General features: G+C 58.5%; 29 protein-coding genes and 1 tRNA gene. 16 read left to right on the forward strand and 14 right to left on the reverse strand.

What is annotated here, in order from left to right:
• The first annotated feature begins 79 nt into the window (after positions 1–79).
• Positions 80–1,678, forward strand: coding sequence for a hypothetical protein (locus ACR3ES_RS15735; RefSeq protein WP_170435612.1), 1,599 nt, complete (start codon positions 80–82; stop codon positions 1,676–1,678).
• Positions 1,679–1,874: 196 nt separating this feature from the next.
• Complete coding sequence (locus ACR3ES_RS15740; RefSeq protein WP_480423843.1) at positions 1,875–2,435, forward strand: N-acetyltransferase family protein; 561 nt, start codon at positions 1,875–1,877, stop codon at positions 2,433–2,435.
• A 2-nt stretch (positions 2,436–2,437) separates the two neighbouring features.
• Here the strand turns inward: ACR3ES_RS15740 and ACR3ES_RS15745 are convergent, their stop codons facing one another.
• The 6 genes from ACR3ES_RS15745 to nthA all read right to left on the reverse strand — a co-directional run bounded on the left by ACR3ES_RS15745 (position 2,438) and on the right by nthA (position 6,485).
• Positions 2,438–3,151 (reverse strand): hypothetical protein, encoded by a 714-nt coding sequence (locus ACR3ES_RS15745; protein WP_170435608.1) that lies wholly within the window; start codon positions 3,149–3,151, stop codon positions 2,438–2,440.
• A gap of 92 nt (positions 3,152–3,243) precedes the next feature.
• A complete protein-coding gene (locus ACR3ES_RS15750; RefSeq protein WP_170435606.1) occupies positions 3,244–3,480 on the reverse strand; it encodes a DUF2842 domain-containing protein in 237 nt (78 codons plus the stop codon).
• Positions 3,480–4,775, reverse strand: a complete 1,296-nt coding sequence (locus tag ACR3ES_RS15755; protein WP_170435604.1) for an adenylosuccinate synthase — start codon at positions 4,773–4,775, stop codon at positions 3,480–3,482. Before ACR3ES_RS15755 ends, ACR3ES_RS15750 begins: the two co-directional genes overlap by 1 nt.
• 89 nt (positions 4,776–4,864) lie before the next feature.
• Complete coding sequence (locus tag ACR3ES_RS15760) at positions 4,865–5,200, reverse strand: nitrile hydratase accessory protein (protein ID WP_480423846.1); 336 nt, start codon at positions 5,198–5,200, stop codon at positions 4,865–4,867.
• A complete protein-coding gene (nthB, locus tag ACR3ES_RS15765; protein WP_170435600.1) occupies positions 5,197–5,874 on the reverse strand; it encodes a nitrile hydratase subunit beta in 678 nt (225 codons plus the stop codon). The genes ACR3ES_RS15760 and nthB overlap by 4 nt, the downstream gene beginning before the upstream one ends.
• The gene (nthA, locus tag ACR3ES_RS15770; protein ID WP_170435598.1) at positions 5,871–6,485 is read right to left on the reverse strand and encodes a nitrile hydratase subunit alpha; all 615 of its coding nucleotides are present in this window, start codon (positions 6,483–6,485) and stop codon (positions 5,871–5,873) included. Before nthA ends, nthB begins: the two co-directional genes overlap by 4 nt.
• A gap of 150 nt (positions 6,486–6,635) precedes the next feature.
• Between nthA and secG the strand changes: the two genes are divergently transcribed.
• The 11 genes from secG (at position 6,636) to ACR3ES_RS15825 (ending at position 15,295) form a co-directional block, all read left to right on the forward strand.
• Entirely contained in the window at positions 6,636–7,001 is a 366-nt protein-coding gene (secG, locus tag ACR3ES_RS15775; protein ID WP_170435596.1) for a preprotein translocase subunit SecG, read from the forward strand.
• Positions 7,002–7,161: 160 nt separating this feature from the next.
• Positions 7,162–8,805, forward strand: a complete 1,644-nt coding sequence (locus ACR3ES_RS15780; protein ID WP_170435594.1) for a CTP synthase — start codon at positions 7,162–7,164, stop codon at positions 8,803–8,805.
• A gap of 104 nt (positions 8,806–8,909) precedes the next feature.
• Entirely contained in the window at positions 8,910–9,686 is a 777-nt protein-coding gene (locus tag ACR3ES_RS15785; RefSeq protein WP_170435592.1) for an isocitrate lyase/PEP mutase family protein, read from the forward strand.
• 75 nt (positions 9,687–9,761) lie between these two features.
• Positions 9,762–10,055, forward strand: a complete 294-nt coding sequence (locus ACR3ES_RS15790; protein ID WP_170435591.1) for a DUF1330 domain-containing protein — start codon at positions 9,762–9,764, stop codon at positions 10,053–10,055.
• A 42-nt stretch (positions 10,056–10,097) separates the two neighbouring features.
• Positions 10,098–10,547, forward strand: coding sequence for a tellurite resistance TerB family protein (locus ACR3ES_RS15795; RefSeq protein WP_170435589.1), 450 nt, complete (start codon positions 10,098–10,100; stop codon positions 10,545–10,547).
• 20 nt (positions 10,548–10,567) lie between these two features.
• The gene (locus ACR3ES_RS15800) at positions 10,568–11,005 is read left to right on the forward strand and encodes a tellurite resistance TerB family protein (protein ID WP_170435587.1); all 438 of its coding nucleotides are present in this window, start codon (positions 10,568–10,570) and stop codon (positions 11,003–11,005) included.
• 5 nt (positions 11,006–11,010) lie between these two features.
• Positions 11,011–11,754: a phosphate/phosphite/phosphonate ABC transporter substrate-binding protein gene (locus tag ACR3ES_RS15805; RefSeq protein WP_480425502.1), complete on the forward strand. Its 744-nt coding sequence runs from the start codon at positions 11,011–11,013 to the stop codon at positions 11,752–11,754.
• 125 nt (positions 11,755–11,879) lie between these two features.
• On the forward strand, positions 11,880–12,656 hold the full coding sequence (locus ACR3ES_RS15810; protein ID WP_170435583.1) for an amino acid ABC transporter ATP-binding protein: 777 nt from the start codon (positions 11,880–11,882) through the stop codon (positions 12,654–12,656).
• Positions 12,657–12,689: 33 nt separating this feature from the next.
• Positions 12,690–13,439 (forward strand): transporter substrate-binding domain-containing protein, encoded by a 750-nt coding sequence (locus ACR3ES_RS15815; RefSeq protein WP_170435582.1) that lies wholly within the window; start codon positions 12,690–12,692, stop codon positions 13,437–13,439.
• 81 nt (positions 13,440–13,520) lie between these two features.
• A complete protein-coding gene (locus tag ACR3ES_RS15820) occupies positions 13,521–14,408 on the forward strand; it encodes an ABC transporter permease subunit (RefSeq protein WP_170435580.1) in 888 nt (295 codons plus the stop codon).
• Positions 14,405–15,295 carry an ABC transporter permease gene (locus ACR3ES_RS15825; protein ID WP_480423848.1) on the forward strand — a complete coding sequence of 297 codons (891 nt, stop codon included), beginning with the start codon at positions 14,405–14,407 and terminating at the stop codon, positions 15,293–15,295. Before ACR3ES_RS15820 ends, ACR3ES_RS15825 begins: the two co-directional genes overlap by 4 nt.
• Positions 15,296–15,342: 47 nt before the next feature.
• On the opposite strand, the gene ACR3ES_RS15830 is transcribed toward ACR3ES_RS15825, so the two are convergent.
• Positions 15,343–15,419 (reverse strand) — tRNA-His (locus tag ACR3ES_RS15830).
• Positions 15,420–15,466: 47 nt separating this feature from the next.
• Complete coding sequence (locus tag ACR3ES_RS15835; protein WP_170435578.1) at positions 15,467–15,949, reverse strand: GNAT family N-acetyltransferase; 483 nt, start codon at positions 15,947–15,949, stop codon at positions 15,467–15,469.
• A gap of 76 nt (positions 15,950–16,025) precedes the next feature.
• Here ACR3ES_RS15835 and ACR3ES_RS15840 point away from each other — a divergent pair, with 76 nt between their 5' ends.
• Positions 16,026–16,214 (forward strand): DUF6324 family protein, encoded by a 189-nt coding sequence (locus tag ACR3ES_RS15840; RefSeq protein WP_170435576.1) that lies wholly within the window; start codon positions 16,026–16,028, stop codon positions 16,212–16,214.
• 5 nt (positions 16,215–16,219) lie between these two features.
• Here the strand turns inward: ACR3ES_RS15840 and ACR3ES_RS15845 are convergent, their stop codons facing one another.
• Positions 16,220–16,651 (reverse strand): MmcB family DNA repair protein, encoded by a 432-nt coding sequence (locus tag ACR3ES_RS15845; RefSeq protein WP_170435574.1) that lies wholly within the window; start codon positions 16,649–16,651, stop codon positions 16,220–16,222.
• Positions 16,652–16,765: 114 nt separating this feature from the next.
• On the opposite strand from ACR3ES_RS15845, the gene ACR3ES_RS15850 reads away from it, so the two are divergent.
• Both ACR3ES_RS15850 and ACR3ES_RS15855 read left to right on the forward strand, forming a co-directional pair.
• On the forward strand, positions 16,766–17,086 hold the full coding sequence (locus ACR3ES_RS15850; RefSeq protein WP_170435572.1) for a metalloregulator ArsR/SmtB family transcription factor: 321 nt from the start codon (positions 16,766–16,768) through the stop codon (positions 17,084–17,086).
• Complete coding sequence (locus ACR3ES_RS15855) at positions 17,083–17,508, forward strand: SRPBCC family protein (protein WP_170435570.1); 426 nt, start codon at positions 17,083–17,085, stop codon at positions 17,506–17,508. The genes ACR3ES_RS15850 and ACR3ES_RS15855 overlap by 4 nt, the downstream gene beginning before the upstream one ends.
• Before the next feature lie 215 nt (positions 17,509–17,723).
• On the opposite strand, the gene ACR3ES_RS15860 is transcribed toward ACR3ES_RS15855, so the two are convergent.
• From ACR3ES_RS15860 to ACR3ES_RS15880, 5 genes are all read right to left on the reverse strand, one after another.
• Positions 17,724–18,029, reverse strand: a complete 306-nt coding sequence (locus tag ACR3ES_RS15860) for a hypothetical protein (RefSeq protein WP_170435568.1) — start codon at positions 18,027–18,029, stop codon at positions 17,724–17,726.
• Between the two features lie 59 nt (positions 18,030–18,088).
• Positions 18,089–18,571: a transcription antitermination factor NusB gene (gene nusB / locus ACR3ES_RS15865; protein WP_170435566.1), complete on the reverse strand. Its 483-nt coding sequence runs from the start codon at positions 18,569–18,571 to the stop codon at positions 18,089–18,091.
• Complete coding sequence (locus ACR3ES_RS15870) at positions 18,568–19,125, reverse strand: 6,7-dimethyl-8-ribityllumazine synthase (RefSeq protein ID WP_170435564.1); 558 nt, start codon at positions 19,123–19,125, stop codon at positions 18,568–18,570. Before ACR3ES_RS15870 ends, nusB begins: the two co-directional genes overlap by 4 nt.
• Positions 19,122–20,243 carry a 3,4-dihydroxy-2-butanone-4-phosphate synthase gene (gene ribB, locus ACR3ES_RS15875; protein WP_170435562.1) on the reverse strand — a complete coding sequence of 374 codons (1,122 nt, stop codon included), beginning with the start codon at positions 20,241–20,243 and terminating at the stop codon, positions 19,122–19,124. The genes ACR3ES_RS15870 and ribB overlap by 4 nt, the downstream gene beginning before the upstream one ends.
• Positions 20,244–20,362: 119 nt before the next feature.
• A complete protein-coding gene (locus tag ACR3ES_RS15880) occupies positions 20,363–20,950 on the reverse strand; it encodes a riboflavin synthase (protein ID WP_170435560.1) in 588 nt (195 codons plus the stop codon).
• Positions 20,951–20,969 lie beyond the last annotated feature (19 nt).

The raw sequence follows: 20,969 nt of genomic DNA on the forward strand, positions 1-20,969 counted from the left end.
ATGTGAACAGTTTTGAGCCGACGAGTGTGCCCGGGCCTGGGTGAGTTGGCTGTCGTAGTTTGTAGAGGACGTGCGTCTGATGGTACAGAATAACAAGGTATTGACCGTTTCTTATGGAACCTTTTCCTGCACTTTGGAAGGATTTGACGATTCCTTTGAAACGATGAAATCCATTGCCGAATACTTCCGGGATCTTGCAGCGGACGACCGGTACTTCGGGTCCGAACCGCCCCAGCCCGATGCCGAAATGCTGACACGAATTGCACAGCGAGACCCGTCGCAGCGCGTCGAAGCCCGGCAGAGCGAAACCGGCCTGTTGTTGCGCGCCACCGATGCAGCCCCGGCCCCCGCCGCAGAACCGCAGGATGAGACCCCCGTCCGTGCGCCGGATCTGAACGTGGTTGACGCACCTGCATCGTCGGAAACGCCTGCAAAAAGCGCAGAGCCGTTCTTTGTTGAGGCCGAGCCCGTGGATGACGCACCCGCGCCCCCTGCCGACAGCATTGCAGCCAAACTGCAGCGTATCCGCGCTGTCGTATCTCATTCCGATGAAAACCCCGGTGCATACACTGAGGATGAGGAAACCGCATTGCTGGACAGTGCCGCGGCTCCTGTAGACGCTGTTGCCGCAGCCTTCGAGGCGGGCGCCCTGAGCGCTGACGATCTGGAACCCAAGGCACCAGAAGCAGAGCCGCAGGTAGACGCCGAGGAAGACACTCCTGCCCCCGCTCCGATCATGGAAGACGAGGTGGAGGACGAAGCCCCGTCTGATGAGGTCCTGTTTTCGGACATCGACGAAGCAGCCGCTGAAGAGGACGAAGATGACGACGTCCTCAATATTCTCAGCGAAGACGAAACCAGTGCAGAAGATGACCATTCTGAAGAAGTCGCGGCAGAGGACGCTCGGGACGAACCCGATCACGGTGTTCTGACGGCTGAAGACGAAGTCAGCCTGCTGAATGAAATCTCGCAGGTCGAGGCAGAAATGTCCGACCAGTCCAGCCGCGCAATGGCGGACGACTCTGCTTCGGATCAGGATGTGTCCCGCCTCATGGATATGGCGGGCGCACAAATGGACGATCCCGCCACCAGCGACACGCACGAGACTTATTCGCACCTGCGCACGGCTGTCGCCGCCACCGAAGCCGAACGTCAGGATGGCGAGGGCGCGGACAAGCCGTCAGTCGACCAGGACTACCGCGGAGATCTGGCATCTGTTGTCAGCCCCCGCCGCCCGGAAATCCAGGTCACCAGCATGCGCCCCGAATCTGATACCTCCGCACCGCTTAAGCTGGTTGCGGAGCAGCGTATCGATGATCGTGATGAAGACGCCGGCCCGGTTACACCGCGCCGCGTGACCGCTCAGCAGGATGAGGCTCCGTCCGATGAAGGTGGATTTGCGCAGTTCGCACAGGATCAGGGCGCGCAGTCCCTGCCCGATCTGCTCGAAGCCGCGGCGGCCTATCTGTCATTCATCGAAGGACAGGCGCAGTTTTCGCGCCCGCAACTGATGAACAAGGTCAGGTCGCTAAAGCAGGATGAGTTCAATCGCGAAGAAAGCCTGCGCTCTTTCGGTCAATTACTGCGTGACGGCAAGATCGAGAAAGCAGGTGGCGGTCGGTTTGCGGCATCGAGCCTGATCGGTTTCCGCCCCGACGACGAGCGCGCCGCCGGCTGATACTTTCAAATCGCTTTCAACAAGGGCCGAGCATGTCTCTCGGCCCTTTTTTGCTGCGATCACGGGCTGAAGCACGCGAAAATCGCCTGTCCAAAAGGGTGTAAAAGGGTCGCTATGCTGCACTGCAGAAAACGTGCTATAGTCAGTGTAACTTTGAACTCTCGTGTGACCCAAGGACCCAACGGAGACCGTAAGCATGTACGATATTGCGATCCGCCGCTTGCGAAAATACGATCAATCTCAGATCGTTACACATTTTAACAACCTCGACGACGACGCGCTGGCGTCGCGATTTGGTGTGACGGTGCAACCCGGCTACGTTCAGTCTTATATTTCGCGGATGTTCGACGATGCAGCATTGGTTTTTGGTGCATTCCCGGACCCGTTTCTGCGTGGCGTGGGCGAGCTGCGACAGATGACCGATGGCGCGAACCACGTCGCTGAGGCGGCATTCACCGTTGAAAACTCGTGGCAGGATCGGGGCATTGGAGACGCCTTGTTATCCCGGATCATCACTGCGGCCCGCAATCGCGGGATTCGTGAGGTTCATATGCTGTGCCTGGCCACCAATCAGAAAATGCGGCGGCTTGCGTCGAAACACGATGCGGATCTGACCCTGGTAACCGGGCAGGTCGAGGCCACATTGGCGACGCCATGGCCAACGCCATTCAGTCTGGCCGAAGAGATATCCGGCGAATACCATGCTTATGCCCGTGCTGTTCTCAGCTGGTCCGGCACAGCGCAAAGCGCTGATTAATATCAGAAATTGAAGGCAACGGCCACGTAGGGACCAGTCAGGATCAGATCGATGACGGTGCCGCCCTCCTGAAAATCAACGCTCAGGTGCCGGTATCCGCCTGCGATACTGGTGCGCTCGGTCCACTTCCAGCTGGCTTGAAGCACGGCCTCCCACTGAAAGTCCGAGCCGTAGCCAAACCCACCAATATTGCCCATCGCGCTTACGCCCCAGCGTTCGTTGATCGCGCGGTCGTATCGCGCTCCCACAATAGGATCGGTCCAGCTTTGATCCGTGGTTGCCGTCAAACCCAGAACCGTGGTTGCCAAATCAAGGTCCCAGTGTCGCAACCCTCCAAACGCCTCGACCCGGGATTGGCTGTCTTCGAGCACCGTATACCCCGCCACCAAGGACGACATGGTCCCATCGAGTTCCCAGTTTGCAAGCTGATTGAAAGGCCCGATGGTGACATCGTCGCCCAGATCGAGATAGTTGAATTCCGCCCCGATTGCCCAGCGCCCATTTCTGGCCTCGCCTGCGATCAGGAACGCGCTGTTGAGGATGTTGAAGATGGAAGTGCTGCCATCAACCGGGGGGTTCCGACCTATGTCTAACGAGGTTCGAAAGTCAGGGCCCCACAAATAGGGCGCTACAGTGTATTCCCAGTTGTTTGCGTGCGCAGTGTCCGTAATCAAGGCGGTCGCGACCATCGCTGCGCTCAATCCTGTTTTGTTCATGCCTTATGCCTCCCGGAACCGGGCGCGCCAAAGCGCCGGAGTTCCGGAAAGCTGGCATGACGCGCCTTAACAGGCAACTGTCATGGTAGATTTCAGGATTGATCCGGGTCTTCTTTGCCGACACCCCTGAATACAAACTTGAAAGGCAAGGCCCACAGGATGCCAAGAACGACGTAAACCAGAAACTCAACCCAGATCGGCGGGCGGTCCAGCCAGTTGACCACTGTCACGACTGCCACGATGTACATCGGCAACCCGACCAGCAAGATGACCAGCGACCAGCGGCGGCGTGCCTTGTAACTCAGGCCGGGTTTTCGATCATCGCTCATCAGTCAGCAAACGGGTCGGTCACCAGAATGGTGTCGTCTCGCTCGGGGCTGGTGGACAAAAGGGCGACCGGGCACTCGATCAGTTCCTCGACACGGCGCACATATTTGATCGCATTTGCGGGCAGATCGGCCCAGCTGCGCGCGCTTTCGGTGGATTCACTCCAACCGGGCACTTCCTCATAGATCGGTTTGCAACGCGCTTGTTGATCAGTGGCTGTGGGCAGGTAATCCAGCCGTTCACCGTCCAGATCGTAGCCGACGCAGATTTTCAGCGTCTCGAACCCGTCCAGAACATCCAGTTTGGTCAGCGAAATGCCATTCACACCGCTGGTGGCGCAGGTCTGGCGCACCAGACAGGCGTCAAACCAGCCACACCGGCGTTTGCGCCCGGTGACAGTGCCGAACTCGTGCCCACGTGTTCCAAGGCGCAGACCATCCTCATCATCCAGTTCGGTTGGGAATGGCCCCTCGCCCACACGCGTGGTGTATGATTTGACAATGCCAAGCACAAAATCCACGGATCCGGGGCCGATACCCACACCTGTCGCCGCCTGCCCGGCGATCACGTTTGACGATGTGACAAACGGATAGGTTCCGAAATCGATATCCAGCAACGCGCCTTGAGCGCCTTCAAACAGGATGCGTTTACCGGCCTTACGTTTTTCGTTCAGCACTTTCCAAACCGGCGCGGCAAAAGGCAGAATCTCCTGCGCGATCTCTTTTAGCTGCGCAACCAGCGCATCCCGATCCACCGGAGCGATGCCAAGCCCTTTGCGCAACGGATCGTGATGCTGCAACGCACGATCCACGCGCGCCTCGAGCGTTGCTTGATCCGCCAGATCCGCAACCCGAACCGAACGGCGCCCCACCTTGTCTTCGTAAGCCGGGCCAATGCCTCGACCGGTGGTTCCAATCTTGGTGCCCTTGCTGGCGGCCTCTTCCCGCGCGCGATCCAACTCACCATGGATGGGCAAAATCAGCGGTGTGTTTTCAGCGATCATCAGTGTTTCTGGCGTGATCTCAACACCTTGCCCCCTGATCGACGCGATTTCCCCGACCAAATGCCAAGGGTCGAGAACAACTCCGTTTCCGATGACACTCAATTTTCCACCGCGCACCACACCAGAAGGCAGCGCATTCAGCTTAAAGACCTCGCCATCAATCACCAGCGTATGGCCGGCATTGTGCCCGCCCTGAAAACGCGCGATCACATCTGCTCGCTCGCTGAGCCAGTCGACGATCTTGCCTTTTCCCTCGTCACCCCACTGGGCGCCGACAACAACCACGTTGGCCATATTCGGTCCTTTTGCGCTGATTTACCAAACCCGGCTCGTATAGCGAGGCGCGCGCGGCAGGGAAACCGATAATTCGACGCAGTAAGGCGCTAAGTATCGTCTAGCTGCACGGGTTGGCCATGGGGCGTTGAAAGATAGGCTTTCTCCCACGCCTCTTGCAGCTCCTGAACATCCTCGGGAGCCGCCTCGTCTGTCTCAGCCAGAAATGCCTCGAGCGTTTCGAGCCACGCGTGAAAGTAGTCGTCGCCGCCGTCTAAGTCTTTGGTCAGACCGTTACGTTTCAGGGTTTCCGAAAACCGTGCGGCCCAATCCGGCCAGTCAAACCGGCCAGCTTCGTTCAAGGCGACCGCCACAGCAAAGACCTGCGCGTGCCAGGGTTCGGCAAAGACCGGTTCCGGCGCGCCATGGGTCAGGCAATCGGTCATGCGGGCTCCAGGTAGCACTGCCAGAGGTCCAAAACCACTTCGTCATTCGGATGTTCCGGGGCGGCCCACAACTCGGACGCTGGGAAAACGACCGCATAAAGGGGTTCAGGCGCCTCTCCCAATCCGTGTGCATTTGAATCCGGTAAGACATGGGTACCGTGCAGCTTTAGAATGCGCCCATGCGCACCAGCGGCGTAATGCGGCAGGCGCGTGTGTCCGCCATCCACAAGCCGGTTGGCTGTTGGACCCACCGTGCGAACCGCCTGTCCGATCTCGTACTTCACTGCAACATTTGACTGTCGGTCTGCAGGTCCGCCCTTAGCCAGCGCCGCCGCCACCGCTTCTGCTTTGAGGACCCGATCGGCCAGCGGGTGCGCGCTGCCCTCATCCAAGCCGCGCAGCTCGTCCGGGGTTAGCACTCCGGTTTCGACCAGCAGGTCTGCAAGACCGGCAATCCATTTCTCGTAGTAGGAAAACCGCGCGTAATCCTTTGGCGAAAGCCGTTCGCGCGCGTGGCGGGACACGTCGATGTTCCATTGACCCAGAAAGCCGGAGGCCAGTGTGACGGCCAACGCCCGACTATGCCATTCCTCGGCAAACACCGGATCATCCTCAGCCGCGGGCCGGACCGGTCCGTCGCCAAACCGTCCTCCAATATCGTGCACGCGGGTCATGACGGCTCCTTGGGCAATCCCGTTCCAATCATACTGTCCCGGGTGACCAGCGCGGCCAGGTCATCTTCGCCGAGACCTTCGGTCCCTTCCGGACGCATCGGCAGGACGAGATAGCGGACTTCGGCGGTCGAATCCCAGACCCGAACCGCAGTGGCGTCGGCCAAGGTCACGCCAAACTCGGCCAGCACCTTGCGCGGCTCGCGCACTGCGCGGGCCCGATAAGCGTCGGATTTATACCAGCCCGGAGGGATGCCCAACAGCGGCCACGGGTAACAGCTGCACAAGGTGCAGACGACCATGTTGTGCTGCTCGGGCGTGTTCTCGACCACCACGATATGCTCGCCCTGCCGACCATAATATCCAAGGTCGGCCACCACCTGCGTTGCGTCTTCCATCAGCGCACGCCTGAAGCCCGGATCGGACCAGGCTTTGGCAACAACGCGCGCGCCGTTCTGTGGCCCGATCCTGTTCTGATAGGTGTCGATGATCTCGTCTAGCGCCGCCGGGTCGATCAATCCCTTTCGGGTCAGAATCGTCTCAAGCGCTTTGACCCGCAACGCGGGTTCAGGCGGCAGCAGGCTGTGCGGGTGGTCGGTGTCATCATGCGGCATGGGCGCAGCCTGCGTCACCCATCACCGCCCTGTCCAGTCTCTTTGCCGTGATCTTGGACATCACGCTCTGTGATACCAACTCGTCCCTTGCCCCTAGCATCAAACTTGCATAAGTACCACGCGATACACGCCACTCGGTACAGGACCACCATGGAAAACGTCGTTCTCATCATCCACCTTCTCTTGGCATTGGGCCTGATTGCCGTTGTGCTGATGCAGCGGTCCGAAGGGGGTGGTCTCGGTATGGGCGGCGGTGGCGGTGGCGCAATGACAGGCCGTGCGGCTGCGACGGCGTTGGGCAAAGTGACCTGGGTTCTTGCGGCGTGTTTTATTGTTACGTCGATCACGCTGACGATTCTGGCCGCGCAGAAGTCCTCGGGCAGTTCGGTTCTTGACCGGTTGGGTGTTGCTGCACCGGCGCCAACCGAGGAAAGCACGCCTGCTGTTCCGTCGGCAGATGACCTGCTGCCACCGACGCAGGGCGACAACGTACCGCTGATCCCGCAGGCCGACTGACCCACAAAACCTAGAAATCTGAAAGAGAACGGCAACAGCATCTTGCGGTTCTCTTGCGCCCTGCGCGCGAATCCTTTATACGTGAAGTCCCGTGGTGCAGCGGTTTTTTGAGACCGCCGGGCAGCAGATAATGATGTCTCACGGGAGCAGCCGAAAAAACATGGCGCGGTTTGTTTTCATCACTGGTGGTGTGGTTTCTTCTTTGGGCAAAGGGTTGGCGTCCGCCGCTTTGGGTGCCTTGTTGCAGGCCCGGGGATACTCGGTGCGACTGCGCAAGCTGGACCCTTACCTGAACGTTGATCCCGGTACGATGTCGCCCTTTGAGCATGGCGAAGTGTTCGTCACCGATGATGGGGCCGAAACCGATTTGGACCTTGGCCACTATGAGCGATTTACCGGCGTGGCGGCCCGCAAGACCGACTCGGTCAGTTCAGGGCGGATTTACTCCAACGTTCTGGAGAAAGAACGCCGCGGCGACTATCTGGGTAAGACCATTCAGGTGATCCCGCACGTCACAAACGAGATTAAGGATTTCATCGCCATTGGCGAGGACGAGGTCGATTTCATGTTGTGTGAGATTGGCGGCACCGTCGGCGATATCGAGGGTCTGCCCTTTTTCGAAGCCATCCGTCAGTTCAGCCAGGACAAGCCACGCGGCCAGTGTATTTTCATGCACCTGACGCTATTGCCCTACATCAAGGCCTCGGGTGAGCTGAAAACCAAACCGACCCAGCACTCGGTCAAGGAGTTACGGTCGATTGGCTTGGCGCCCGACATTCTAGTTTGCCGCTCGGAAGGGCCGATCCCAACCAAGGAACGTGAGAAACTAGCGCTGTTCTGCAACGTGCGCCCCGACAGCGTGATTGCGGCGCAGGATCTGTCGACCATCTATGACGCCCCGCTGGCCTATCACCGCGAAGGTCTGGATCAGGCGGTTCTCGACGCGTTCCAGATCAGCCCGGCCCCCAAGCCCGATCTGGCCAAATGGGAGGACGTCAGTGACCGCATCCACAATGCCGAAGGCGAAGTGAAGGTCGCCATTGTTGGCAAATATACCCAGTTGGAAGATGCCTATAAGTCGATTGCCGAGGCGCTGACCCATGGCGGTATGGCCAATCGCGTGAAGGTCAAGATCGAATGGGTGGATGCCGAAGTATTCGACAACGAAGATGTCGCCCCGCATCTGGAAGGCTTCCATGCGATCCTCGTCCCGGGCGGTTTTGGCGAACGTGGCACCGAAGGCAAGATCAAGGCCGCGCAGTATGCGCGTGAGCACAAGGTGCCTTATCTCGGCATTTGTCTGGGCATGCAAATGGCGGTGATCGAGGCTGCCCGCAACGCGGCCGGCATTACCGAGGCAGGCTCGGAAGAATTTGACCACGAAGCTGGTAAAAAGCGTTTCGAACCCGTTGTGTACCACCTCAAGGAGTGGGTGCAGGGCAACCACAAGGTGGAGCGCAAGGTGGGCGACGACAAAGGCGGCACCATGCGCCTTGGGGCCTATGATGCGGTGCTTAGCGACGGATCAAAAGTGGCCGGGGTATATGGCGACACGAATATCGAAGAGCGCCATCGCCACCGCTACGAGGTGGACATCAAGTACCGCGACAAACTGGAAAAGGCAGGCCTGAATTTTTCGGGCATGTCGCCGGACGGGCGATTGCCTGAGATCGTGGAATGGTCTGATCACCCGTGGTTTATCGGGGTTCAGTATCACCCCGAGCTCAAATCCAAACCCTTTGATCCACATCCATTATTCCGCGACTTTGTGCGGGCGGCAAAGGATACATCGCGTCTGGTTTGATCCCGGTGGCGTGCCCCTGCAAAATGATCTCTGGAGTAGAAAAACCACTATCCGGAATCCCGGCATAGGGTTAACTGTTAAGCACGTTCTGACAGGAGGGACTCATGACCGATCAAGTCCAACGCGCCTTGACCTTTGCCAGCCTTCACAAAAAGGGTGACCCAGTTATCCTTTATAACATTTGGGACCCTGGCAGTGCAGTGGCCATAGCCGAGGCCGGCGCGCAGGCAATTGCCACGGGCAGCGCCCCTGTCGCGATGGCACAAGGGTTCTCTGATGGGCAGAATGTTCCGATAGACACGGCATTGGACAACGCGCGCCGCATCGTCGACGCGGTTTATGTGCCGGTCACGCTGGACTTCGAAGGCGGCTATGCGGAAAAACCCTCGGATATTGCGCTGAACGCGCGCAAGGCTCTGGCAACCGGGGTGATCGGTTTTAACTTCGAAGATCAGATCGTTGGAACGACCGAGCTCTACGACACGGAAACCCAGGCCGCGCGCGTCGCTGCGCTGCGTGAAAGCTGCGACGCGACGGGCGTTCCGGCGTTCGTTAATGCCCGCACCGACATTTTCCTCAAGACCCAGCCAGACGCGCATAGTCAAGAGATGCTGAACGACGCCATAACCCGGGCCAAGTCTTATGCCGATGCCGGAGCGAGCGGTTTCTTTGCCCCCGGGCTGCGGGATGAAGGCATGATCGCGCAGTTGTGCGAAGCGACCAGCCTGCCCGTCAACATCATTGCCCTGCCCGGAACGCCCGACACGCCAAAGCTGGCGGAGCTTGGTGTTGCCCGTGTCAGCTATGGCCCGGTCCCGTACCGCAACATGGTCAAATGGCTCACGGAACAGGCACGGAGTGCCATCCACTATCGCGCGTGAAGGTCTGCAACGGACAGGATTGCAATTGACGCCGTTTCCCAGCACCCTGCCCGCACGTCTGAGCAGGAGGGGCATGTGACCAAAGGCTATTGGGTTGCCCATGTCGATGTGGACGACATGGAGAGGTACAAGGACTACATCGCGGCAAATGCCGAACCTTTTGCGGCGTATGGCGCACGGTTTCTGGTGCGCGGTGGCGAACGCGAGGTAAAAGAAGGAGCGTCGCGATCCAGAACGGTCGTCATCGAATTCCCCAGCTACGAGGATGCCCTGGCCTGCTATGAAAGCGACGGCTATCAAAAAGCCAAAGCGCTACGTGATCCGGTGTCGATGGGCGATCTTGTGATCATTCGAGGCTATGACGGGTAGTCTCCGCTTGGCGGACCACAAAATATGGAATAATCTTTACCCATGTTGAAAAAGCTCTTTCAGGCGTTCCGCCCGCCGAAACACGACAATCTGCCTGATCCGGACGCTGAACTGGCGCTGGGGGCCTTGATGGTGCGTGTCGCGCAAGCGGATCGTGACTACAAACTGGAAGAAATCAGCCTGATCGACAGGATCCTCGCCCGTCTGTATCAGCACAACGCAATCGAAGCCGCCAAGGTCCGCGCCACCTGCGAGAAACTGCATGCGGCCGCGCCTGAAACGGACACGTTTGGCAAGCTGATCCGCGAAACAACCGGCTTGCAGGAGCGTCTGGCCGCGCTGGACGCGCTGTGGGAGGTAGTGCTGGCCGACGGAAACTCGGACGAAGGCGAGATGAAAATTGTCGAAGAGGCCCGCGTTGCGATGGGTCTGAGCTATAACGACAGCCAGAAGGCCCGCGAACGTGTGCAATCGCGCTTGGATGCGGACTGAGCCGGGGCTATATCTGTCTCATGTTCAGTGATTTCTTAGCAAAGCTTACACAGCCGCAACCAGATCCGATTGTGGACGAAGACGCTCGGCTGGCCCTTACCGCGCTTTTGGTGCGTATCGCACGGTCAGACAATGACTATGCCGACACCGAAATGGCGCGGATCGATCGGATATCCGCTCAACGATACGGTTTGTCGCCTTTTGAGGCTGCGGCGCTGCGCTCGCGGGCCGAAGATCTCGAGGCCGAGGCGCCGGACACGGTGCGTTTTACACGGGCCATCAAAGAGGCGGTCGCCTACGATGACCGGCTTGCGGTGGTTCAGGCGCTCTGGTCGGTGGTTCTGGCGGATGGTCAGCGCACCGGGGAGGAGGATGCCCTGCTGCGGCTGGTGGTCAGCTTGCTGGGTGTCAGTGATGTTGATTCCGCGCTGGCCCGGCAAAAGGCCTCCAAATCGTGATCGCAATGCTGGGCATGTACGACATGCCCGCGCTTCAGCCAGTAAATGACCGGTTCTGGCGGTCCATTCGCAGCCAGCTCGGGTATGGGCCTGAGCGTTTGACGCGTGACCGGGATGTTTGGGACGTCTGGCTGGACCCCAACCTAGTCTTTGCCCAGACCTGTGGCATGCCGTTTCGAACGCAGTTGCACGGCAAGGTGCAGCTGGTCGGCACACCTGATTACGGTCTGACCGGATGTCCGCCGGGATATTATCATTCGGTTTTTGTTGCGCGCAAAGATGACCCGCGCGATCTGGCCCATCTGTCGCAGGGAAGATTTGCCTTTAACGAAGCCCTGTCGCAATCGGGCTGGGCGGCGCCTATCACGCATCTGACCGAGTTGCATCTGACACCGGGCCGCCTGTTGGAGACAGGCGGTCATGCCCTGTCAGCCCAGGCGGTTGCAGACGGGCGCGCTGATTTCGCCTCACTGGATGCGGTGACATGGCTTATGCTCAAAGAACACACCGACCTCGGCCACAAGCTTCGCGACGTGACAAAAACAGAACCAACCCCGGCCTTGCCCTACATCACCGCAAACGGACAGGATGCCAATCACATCGCAGCCACCGTCCGGGCCGCCATAAAGAGCCTGTCACGCGAGGACTTGAGCGCGTTACACCTCCGTGGGTTGATAGCCATTCCGGCCGATGAATACCTTGCCGTTCCGACTCCGCCTGCGCCGCAGGCATTGCGGTGCAAGACCTGACCAAATTGGCAAGAACGTCTGGTCAATTTGGTGGTTTGGTGAGTTGAATCTGTCATTTGCGCATTGCATTGCGCTGAAATATCAGTCCTAGTACCGCACCAACACCACTAGCAACTGGACCGCCCGTGACAGACAGCACTCCCGTCATCGAGATCAAGAACCTTCATAAAAGCTTCGGTCATCTCGAGGTGCTCAAGGGCGTCGACATCACGGCTCATCGAGGAGACGTTGTGTCATTGATCGGCTCATCTGGTTCGGGCAAATCCACACTTCTGAGATGCTGCAACCTTTTGGAGGACAGTCAGCAAGGCGAGATCGTTTTCAAGGGCGAGCCTGTTCACTGGACTGGCAGCCACCACGGGCGCCGACCTGCTGATGCCAAGCAGGTTCTGCGTATCCGGACAAACCTGTCGATGGTGTTCCAGCAATTCAACCTGTGGGCGCATATGACCATCCTGCAAAATGTGATGGAGGCGCCGATAACGGTTCTGGGCCGCGACCGGGCCGAGGTCGAGGACAGCGCCCGCAGATACCTGGACAAGGTCGGCATCGGTGACAAGTGCGACGCCTACCCGGCGCAATTGTCCGGTGGCCAGCAACAACGCGCGGCGATCGCCCGCGGCCTGTGCATGGAACCCGAAGCGCTGCTGTTTGACGAACCCACCTCTGCGCTCGACCCCGAGCTGGAACAGGAAGTGATCAAGGTGATCAAGGATCTGGCCGCTGAAGGCCGCACCATGATCATCGTGACCCATGACATGACCATGGCAGCCGAAATCTCAAGCCATGTTGTGTTCCTGCACCAGGGCCTGATCGAAGAAGAAGGCACAGCCGAAGATATCTTCACCTCCCCCGAATCCCAACGGCTTCGGGGGTTTCTCTCCGCCACAAAGGCGGCTTAACCTCAGGACAGAACCAAAAAAGGGGAGCAACAAATGAAAAACCTGATTCTGACCACAACAGCACTGGCACTGACAGCCGGACTGGCCATGGCCGACACCGTGCGCATGGGCACCGAGGGTGCGTACCCTCCTTACAACTTCATCAATGACGCCGGCGAGATCGACGGGTTCGAACGGGAGGTTGGCGATGAGTTGTGCAAACGCGCCAGCCTGGACTGCGAATGGGTCAAGAACGACTGGGATTCGATCATTCCGAACCTGGTCTCGGGCAACTACGACACCATCATTGCGGGCATGTCGATCACCGACGAGCGCGATGAAGTCATCGATTTCACACAGAATTATTTTCCGCCTGCCGCATCAGCTTATGTCGGGGCCAGCGATGGCGTTGACCTGACAGGCGGTATCATCGCGGCACAGACCGCGACTATTCAGGCCGGTCACGTGGCTGAATCGGGCGCAACTCTGGTCGAGTTCGCAACGCCGGAAGAAACCATCGCAGCCGTGCGTAACGGCGAAGCAGACGCGGTGTTCGCCGACAAGGACTTTCTGGTCCCGATTGTCGAAGAGTCCGGTGGCGATTTGGTCTTTGTAGGCGATGACGTGCCATTGGGCGGCGGCATCGGCCTGGGTATCCGTGAGTCGGATGGTGAACTGCGCGGCAAGTTCGACGAAGCGATCACGTCGATGAAGGCCGATGGGTCGCTGAACGAGTTGATCACCAAATGGTTCGGCGAAGGTGTTCCCACCTACAATGCCGACGGTTCGGTCGTCACCAACTAATCCCTGTCAACGGGTCCGGTGCATCCTCTGCACCGGACCTGCCCCGACATTTGCTCGGGTGCAACGTTCGAAAGACGCCTTATGTTCTCATACTGCGTTGATCCGGAAGCGCTGGGTACGGCCCGCTGGTTTTCGTGCTACCTGACCAATGGCGTCCACTGGTCGTTCTATCTGTCTTTCATCAAGGTTTTGGCGCTGCTGGCCGTCACGGCTCCTGCCGCGCTGGGGTTCGGCTTTGCAGGCGCCATGGCCGCCCGGTCGCATTTCCTGCCGCTCAGTTGGCTGGGCAAGGCCTATATCGCCATTGTGCGCGGTGTGCCGGACATTGCGTTCTTTTTGTTTTTCGTCATCGCGCTGGATCAGGGGTTCGAATGGCTGCGCCACAAGCTCCTCTGCCCGGACTGGTCCGACCCGATCCGCCAGGGCAATGATTTCATTGTCTGTCAGGCGGCAAAACTGCCCCTGGGCAGCGCACCGGAATGGATGCACGAGACATACGGCTTTTTTCTTGCGGTCATCACCTTCGCCATCGTCTTCGGTGCCTTTGCCGCCAACGTGCTGTTCGGCGGAATGCGGGCCGTGCCGCTGGCCCAGCTGGAAACGGCCGAAGCCTATGGCATGACTCGCCGCCAGACCTTTTGGCGGATCCTGATTCCGCAGATGTGGGTCTATGCCCTGCCCGGCCTGTCGAACCTGTGGATGGTACTGATCAAATCAACGCCCCTTCTGTTCCTGCTGGGGGTCGAGGATATCGTTTACTGGGCCCGCGAACTGGGCGGCACCAAGACATCCCGCTTTACCGACTATCCGCATGGCGACTGGCGCATGTGGTACTTCTTGTTTTTGCTGTTCTTCTATCTCGGCATGACCCGCGTCTCTGAAATTGGTCTGGAACGCCTGATGCGCCGCCTGTCCCATGGTCAGGCCACATCCGGCGGTGAGCTTATGCGCAAGGAGACCACGGCATGAGCTGTTGGCAAACCATTCAGGATTATGCGTTCCGCTCGATTGCGACCAAAATCGAGCTAGCAGACTATGTGCCCGAGCGAGCACCTAAGTGGATATCGGAGTACTTTGCCGACAAGGAAATCGTCATAGATGCCGAACGCCTGCTGCCTCGATCCGATTTTACCCTATGCGAACAATTCACGCTGATCGGCTCGGGCATGATCTGGAACGTCTATTTCGGGCTGATGGCGCTGGCGACCGGGTTCTTCCTTGCAACGGCGCTGGCCGTTGGTAAGGCCTCTAGCAACAGATGGCTGCGCAAACCCTCGGAATGGTTCATCTTTATCTTCCGGGGCTCGCCCCTCTTCATCCAGTTTTTCTTTGCCTATTTCTTCTTTCTGTCGCTGAAAAAATCCTATCCGATGTTCGACGCGTTCACGTCAGCTTGGCTGGGCGCCTTGATCGTGCTGTTCCTGAACACAGCTGCCTATTCCGGCGAAATCTTCTATGGCGCGCTGCGCTCGATCCCCAAAGGCGATATCGAAGCCGCCGACGCGTATGGCATGTCTGGTTGGTCCCGATTTCGCCGTGTCGTCTGGCCGACAATGCTGCGTCTGGCTTGGCCAGCCTATACAAACGAGGCGATCTTTCTATTCCATGCCACGACGCTGGTGTTCTTTTCCGCCTTCCCAGCGTGGCAACAACGCGGCGATGCGCTGTATTACGCCAGCTATTTCGCGGACAAGACGTTCAACCCGTTTGTGCCCTATCCGATCCTGGCCTTCTACTTCATCTTACTGACTTTGCTGATCGTCTGGGGCTTTGGCGTCATGAACAAGCGATTGAACCGCCATTTGCCGACCGCAAGTCGCCCTAAAATGCGCTTCAGGCTCAACCTGGCCCGGTAAACTCGTCCGCGTCAAAGCCTGTTGAATTATGTTGATCGTCTGGGAAATGGTACCGCCTCCCTGGCTTGAACAGGGGACCTCTGGATCCACAATCCAGCGCTCTAACCAACTGAGCTAAGGCGGCACTCGTGAAGGGCGATGTAGCGAACGCGCCTTGGGAATGCAAGTGGATTAAAGCTCAATTTCCCAGCTTTGTTCGACAAGATCGACGCCAAAAGAATGCACGGGTTTACTGTCTGTCAGTTGCCATCCGTTTGCCCTGTAAAGGGCACAGGCCGCCTTGTGGCTCTCATGGGTCCACAACGCCATCCGCCGATACCCGGACGCGCGTGCGAACGCGGTGCAGGCCGCCAGAAGTCGTTTTCCAAGGCCCAGACCGCGCGCTTCGGGCACCAGAAGAAACAGTCTCAGCTTGGCCGTATCATCATCAAGCGAGACGCAGAAAATACTGCCCAGCCGTTGCCCTGCCCGTTCGGCAATCCAACCGCGTTCCCGCGACGGATCGTGATTGGCGATGAAGTCTTGAAGAATCCGAGCCACAAGCGGGCCGAAGCTGCTATCAAACCCCTCATCCCGGGCGTAGAGCGTGTCGTGCTGCTCAACCAGCCAGGGTGCGTCATCGGGGCGAAACGGTCTGAGAACAACATCTTCCATAGCCTATCTGACCGCAAAGGTGACTTGATTCTCAACCCCCGCGCGCTAGCACGAACGCTCAGGTCCGGAGGCACACATGGGCATTAACACCGAACGCGACATTCAGGCGAACCTGCAGATCGGGCCGACGGACCAAGGTATGGTGCGGCTGTTTGTCGATGCCGACGGCGTTGAGATCCCGATGGATTTCGATCCCGAAGAGGCCGAGGAAATCGCCGAAGAGCTTCGGGCCGCCGCACAGGCCGCCCGCGCGCTGCGCGACTGATCCCGCTACAGTCTCGGGTCTCTGACCATCTGCAGTCTGCGCGCTGCGTCCATGGCGAATTTCTGAACCATTTTCTTGCGCCGCGCCGGGGCGATCTTGTCCTCAGGCGCCATGCGGACAATTTCCGCATCATAGGCATCCGCGATGATGAGCCCTGTTTCATCGGGCAGCAAATCGGTTGGAAACTCCGTATCAACCGCCCAGAAAAACCGGTCGCACCACTCCAGATAGCCGTGCCATTTCGCATCCGACTGATAGTCGGCCCGGCTGGATTTGCACTCGATCACCCACAACTCACCCTTTGGACCCAACCCCATGACATCCACACGCAGCCCGCGTGTCGGCACAAATTCTTCAACAGAGACAAAGCCATGCGCGGCAAGGTGGCGCGACACACCACGCGCCAATTTCTGTCCGGGCTGTAAATCGAGGGTCATTTGGCGACTGTGAACAATTCGTGAACAAATGTAAAGCGCGGCGACCCGCTTGACATGATACCTTTTGGTATCTTATCTAAATAATACCAAACGGTATCGCAATTGAGGTTGCCAATGAACACACAAATCCAAAACGCATTCCGTGCGCTGGCCGACCCAACCCGCCGCGACATCGTGCAGATGCTTGCCGGTGAGGACATGACAATCGGACAGCTGACAAACCGGTTCGACATGACCCGGGCCGCTGTCAAAAAGCACCTGACGGTGCTGTCGGATGGTGGCCTGATCACTGTAGAAACCCGCGGTCGGGAACGCATCAACCGGCTTGAACCCAAAGGCATGGCTCCGGTGCTGGACTGGTTCAGCTACTTCGATCAATTCTGGAACGATCGCCTTAACTCTCTCAAAGAAGCTATTGAAAGGAATGCTAAATGACGAACGCTGTTCTACAAAAGACGATTTTTTTACGCGCCACGCCTGAAACCGTTTGGGCCTATCTGACCGAGCCAGAGCGACTGGAAGAGTGGTTTCACAAACCAGAACGCGCTTTGGCCGAAGGGCAAAAACTGGAGATGTTCGGAACAACCAGCGGTGACTTGCTGATATGGGGAGATGTGCGGGTTGCGCGACCGCCGGAATATCTGGAGTACACATTCACCGTCAAACCCATGGGACAGGCCGTCAGCGTCGTCAAATGGACCCTCGAACCGGTTGCGGGCGGCACACGCCTGGGATTGCAGCATGAAGGCCTACCGCAGGGCGCCGACGCCTTTGGCCTGATCCTGTCCCTTGACAATGGTTGGGATGAGCATTTCGGCAAGATGCGCACAGCTTTACACGAAACAGTTGATGCGTAGCCCCTTGTGCGAACCCGTCAGACGCCCTAACTAAGCGCTTGGCGGGTTCTGCCCTTCTTGTGACAGGTAGCATTCTGGTGGCCTTAAGCAATTCCGAGGGGGCTGGCTCTGTTCAGGTCCTGGCCTGATTACCCGGCGCCCACCTGTACATACAGGTCCTCGGGAATCAAACCGCACGGATGACTGGCGGTCCCGCCACACAGTTTATCGAAAAATCAGCGCCCTTTGGGGGCTTCCTGTTCGGCCAGGACCGGTTCAAAGCTGTGCACGACAGGTGTGCCGCGACGCGGACCTTGCGGTTTTTCGGCCATACTCATGATCGCATAGGCAAACTGCACGCCCGCAAAGACGATGCCGTTCATAAACCAGATCATCACCAGCGCGATCAGACCAATATCAGAGCCGGTGATCAGATGGCGCAGATTGGCGACGTTAAACGCCAAGAGGACCCCGACAAACACCGCCGAGATGACAAATCCCCACGCAACCTGAGTGATGTATAGGCGGATCAATTTGGGCATCGCAGACCTCCTTGCGCTGTGATATTCACCTTAGCGCATATCCGATCCGCGTAAAGGCGTCAGAACGCCTCGGGGTCGGCCTCGCGCGCCATATGATCGAGAACCGCGTTGACGAATTTGGGTTCTTTTCCGTCAGGAAAAAAAGCCCGCGCGACATCCACAAATTCTGTAATGACCACTTTGGGCGGTGTCTGGCTTTGGGTCAGTTCCGCACCGGCGGCGCGGAATACGGCGCGCAGGGTCGGGTCGATACGTGCAATCGGCCATTTGGCGACCAGCGCCCGATCAGTCATCTGATCAATCGGCGCCTGGTAGTTCACGGCATCCTCGACCAGTTTGCGAAACACCGAAATGTCCCCGTCCAACATTTCATCGCCCTCGTAGACGGCGCCGAACCGGTGATCCAGAAACTCCTGTACAACCTGATCCGTCGTCTGGTTGGACTGCTCCATCTGAAACAGCGCCTGCACGGCATAGAGCCGGGCTGCCGATTTCATCAGGCGTTTCTGCTTGGCCGGTTTCGGCGCGTCAGTCTGGGTCATGCGGTTGTGGATCCGTTGCTGTCGCCCGCCACTAGGATGGACTCGGACGGCGGCTTGAAACCCACGCCCTTTTGCGAAGAGCCCCACTTACGGCTGAGCGCAATCAGATGCAAGGCCGCAGCAGCCGCACCGCCGCCTTTGTTCATCTTTTTGGGGTTGGCGCGCACCTCAGCCTGATCGTCATTTTCAACCGTCAGGATGCCGTTGCCGATGCACAGACCTTGCAGGCCCATCAATTGGATTGCCCGGCTCGAGTCGTTGCAGACCGTCTCATAGTGCGTTGTTTCGCCTCGGATCACGCAGCCCAGCGCCACATATCCATCGAAATTGCACTGGCGATCAGCCATAGCGATGGCGGTAGGGATTTCCAGCGCGCCTGGAACCTCGACAACCTCGCATGTACCGCCAGCAGCTTCGATCTCGGCCGTGGCGCCGGCGATCAGGTCGTCGGCAATTGCACGGTAGAATGGCGCCGCAACGATCAGCAGTTTCACCGGCTTGTCAAAACTCGGCCTCTGCAGAACACCATGTTTGTCTTGTTCAGCCACAATCATCCCTCCTTGAGAATGGAACGGGTTCCGACGATGGAGAGGCCAAAAGCGTCCAGACCCAGATACTTTGTTTCTGGCGAATCCGTCAGCAGGATCAATTCCTGTATGCCCATCTTGGACAGGATTTGCGCCCCGAGGCCGGTTTGCTTGATGGTCCGCGGTCCTTCATCCTCGACCGCATAGAGCGAATTGCGCGGCTGGCGGAACAGGCAGACAACGCCGCGCCCTTCAGCCGCAATCTTTTCCATCGCGCGGGGCAATTCCTGCGGTGGTTTCGGGCCAAGACCCAGAATATCGGGCGCCTCGTGGAGCGCATGGGTTCGAGTCAGAACCGGTTCCGGTGTGGTGATGTCCCCTTTGATCATGACAACGTGTTCGATGCCATGCGTCTGATCCGTGAAAATCCGCATCTCCCACGCACCGCCATACTCCGAGGTGACGGTTTCGCGCGATGTCTCGACAACGAGGTTGTCGTTGCGCGAGCGGTACGCGATCAGATCACTGATCGTGCCGATCTTCATGTCATGCTCTTTGGCAAAAGCAACCAGATCCGGCAACCGCGCCATGGAACCGTCGGGCTTCATAATCTCGCAAATCACACCCGAGGGGTTCAGCCCCGCCAACCGTGAGATATCCACGGCGGCCTCGGTATGACCTGCGCGCACCAGCACCCCGCCCCGTTTGGCGCGCAACGGAAAGATATGGCCGGGCGTGGCGATATGCGCCATCGTGTTCTGTTCGTTGATTGCCGTTGCGACGGTCAAGGCCCGATCACCCGCAGAGATGCCGGTCGACACCCCCTCGCGCGCCTCGATGGACACCGTGAACGCCGTTTCGTGACGGGACGAATTGTTCACCGCCATCATCGGCAGGCCAAGTCGATCAATCCGCTCGGCCGTCATGGGCAAGCAGATCAGTCCACGCCCATGGGTGGCCATGAAATTGATCGCATCGGCATCGGCAAATTCGGCCGCAATCACCAGATCGCCTTCGTTCTCGCGATCTTCGTGATCGACAAGGATATACATCCGGCCGCGACGCGCCTCGTCGATGATCTCTTCGATCGGGCTGATCGCCTCGCGCAGTTGCGCCTCGACGGGTCCGGGAGTTTCAAAGCTCATGAGGCAGCCTTTCACAAGAGCATTTCTGCTGGGCGGGATAGACCACCCTGCGCCCAAACACCAGACCGCAAGCGGCACCGCAGGGGTGCGACGCGGCGTTGCCGCTGCTTTCCAGCCTTTCAGGACATCTCAGCAAGGCGCGCGACATAGCGGGCCAACGTATCGATCTCAAGGTTCACTCGGTCGCCGGTTTTTACGTCGCCCCATGTGGTGACGTCTTTGGTGTGCGGGATGAAATTGATACCAAAGTCACAATCATCCACATCGTTTACCGTCAACGAGGTACCATTCAGCGCAACCGACCCTTTCGGCGCTATAAACCGTGCAAGGTCTTTCGGCGCGCGTAGCGTCACGCGGGTGCTGTCGCCTTCGTCCTGAACGGCCACAACCTCGGCCACGCCATCTATATGACCCGACACGATATGGCCGCCCAGTTCATCACCAACTTTGAGCGCACGTTCGAGGTTGACGCGACTGCCCACCTGCCAGGTGTCCAGATTGGTTTTTGAAACCGTCTCGGCGCTGATCTCCACATCATACCAGTTGTCGCCCAGGGCGATCACGGTCAGGCAAACACCATCGCTGGCGATCGAGGCGCCGATGTCGATGGTTTCGGTGTCGTAGGTGGTTGTGATCCGCGCCCGCAGATCTCCCCGTTGCTCCAGCTCGGTGACGGTACCGATATCGGTGACAATCCCTGTAAACATTCCGTTAACCCTTACTTCC

The sequence above is a fragment of the Ruegeria sp. B1 genome (assembly GCF_056535885.1).

Excerpts from the sequence above, each read along its gene's own strand:
- ACR3ES_RS15860 (WP_170435568.1), bottom strand. The coding sequence starts at position 18,029 with ATGCCCAAATTGATCCGCCTATACATCACTCAGGTTGCGTGGGGATTT.
- ACR3ES_RS15855 (WP_170435570.1), top strand. The coding sequence starts at position 17,083 with ATGACGAACGCTGTTCTACAAAAGACGATTTTTTTACGCGCCACGCCT.
- ACR3ES_RS15785 (WP_170435592.1), top strand. The coding sequence starts at position 8,910 with ATGACCGATCAAGTCCAACGCGCCTTGACCTTTGCCAGCCTTCACAAA.
- ACR3ES_RS15780 (WP_170435594.1), top strand. The coding sequence starts at position 7,162 with ATGGCGCGGTTTGTTTTCATCACTGGTGGTGTGGTTTCTTCTTTGGGC.
- nthB (WP_170435600.1), bottom strand. The coding sequence starts at position 5,874 with ATGACCCGCGTGCACGATATTGGAGGACGGTTTGGCGACGGACCGGTC.
- ACR3ES_RS15825 (WP_480423848.1), top strand. The coding sequence starts at position 14,405 with ATGAGCTGTTGGCAAACCATTCAGGATTATGCGTTCCGCTCGATTGCG.
- ACR3ES_RS15880 (WP_170435560.1), bottom strand. The coding sequence starts at position 20,950 with ATGTTTACAGGGATTGTCACCGATATCGGTACCGTCACCGAGCTGGAG.
- ACR3ES_RS15815 (WP_170435582.1), top strand. The coding sequence starts at position 12,690 with ATGAAAAACCTGATTCTGACCACAACAGCACTGGCACTGACAGCCGGA.
- ribB (WP_170435562.1), bottom strand. The coding sequence starts at position 20,243 with ATGAGCTTTGAAACTCCCGGACCCGTCGAGGCGCAACTGCGCGAGGCG.
- ACR3ES_RS15740 (WP_480423843.1), top strand. The coding sequence starts at position 1,875 with ATGTACGATATTGCGATCCGCCGCTTGCGAAAATACGATCAATCTCAG.
- ACR3ES_RS15795 (WP_170435589.1), top strand. The coding sequence starts at position 10,098 with ATGTTGAAAAAGCTCTTTCAGGCGTTCCGCCCGCCGAAACACGACAAT.
- ACR3ES_RS15820 (WP_170435580.1), top strand. The coding sequence starts at position 13,521 with ATGTTCTCATACTGCGTTGATCCGGAAGCGCTGGGTACGGCCCGCTGG.
- ACR3ES_RS15800 (WP_170435587.1), top strand. The coding sequence starts at position 10,568 with ATGTTCAGTGATTTCTTAGCAAAGCTTACACAGCCGCAACCAGATCCG.
- ACR3ES_RS15845 (WP_170435574.1), bottom strand. The coding sequence starts at position 16,651 with ATGACCCTCGATTTACAGCCCGGACAGAAATTGGCGCGTGGTGTGTCG.
- nthA (WP_170435598.1), bottom strand. The coding sequence starts at position 6,485 with ATGCCGCATGATGACACCGACCACCCGCACAGCCTGCTGCCGCCTGAA.
- secG (WP_170435596.1), top strand. The coding sequence starts at position 6,636 with ATGGAAAACGTCGTTCTCATCATCCACCTTCTCTTGGCATTGGGCCTG.
- ACR3ES_RS15835 (WP_170435578.1), bottom strand. The coding sequence starts at position 15,949 with ATGGAAGATGTTGTTCTCAGACCGTTTCGCCCCGATGACGCACCCTGG.
- ACR3ES_RS15850 (WP_170435572.1), top strand. The coding sequence starts at position 16,766 with ATGAACACACAAATCCAAAACGCATTCCGTGCGCTGGCCGACCCAACC.
- ACR3ES_RS15750 (WP_170435606.1), bottom strand. The coding sequence starts at position 3,480 with ATGAGCGATGATCGAAAACCCGGCCTGAGTTACAAGGCACGCCGCCGC.
- nusB (WP_170435566.1), bottom strand. The coding sequence starts at position 18,571 with ATGACCCAGACTGACGCGCCGAAACCGGCCAAGCAGAAACGCCTGATG.
- ACR3ES_RS15760 (WP_480423846.1), bottom strand. The coding sequence starts at position 5,200 with ATGACCGATTGCCTGACCCATGGCGCGCCGGAACCGGTCTTTGCCGAA.
- ACR3ES_RS15745 (WP_170435608.1), bottom strand. The coding sequence starts at position 3,151 with ATGAACAAAACAGGATTGAGCGCAGCGATGGTCGCGACCGCCTTGATT.
- ACR3ES_RS15870 (WP_170435564.1), bottom strand. The coding sequence starts at position 19,125 with ATGATTGTGGCTGAACAAGACAAACATGGTGTTCTGCAGAGGCCGAGT.
- ACR3ES_RS15840 (WP_170435576.1), top strand. The coding sequence starts at position 16,026 with ATGGGCATTAACACCGAACGCGACATTCAGGCGAACCTGCAGATCGGG.
- ACR3ES_RS15805 (WP_480425502.1), top strand. The coding sequence starts at position 11,011 with ATGCTGGGCATGTACGACATGCCCGCGCTTCAGCCAGTAAATGACCGG.
- ACR3ES_RS15755 (WP_170435604.1), bottom strand. The coding sequence starts at position 4,775 with ATGGCCAACGTGGTTGTTGTCGGCGCCCAGTGGGGTGACGAGGGAAAA.
- ACR3ES_RS15735 (WP_170435612.1), top strand. The coding sequence starts at position 80 with ATGGTACAGAATAACAAGGTATTGACCGTTTCTTATGGAACCTTTTCC.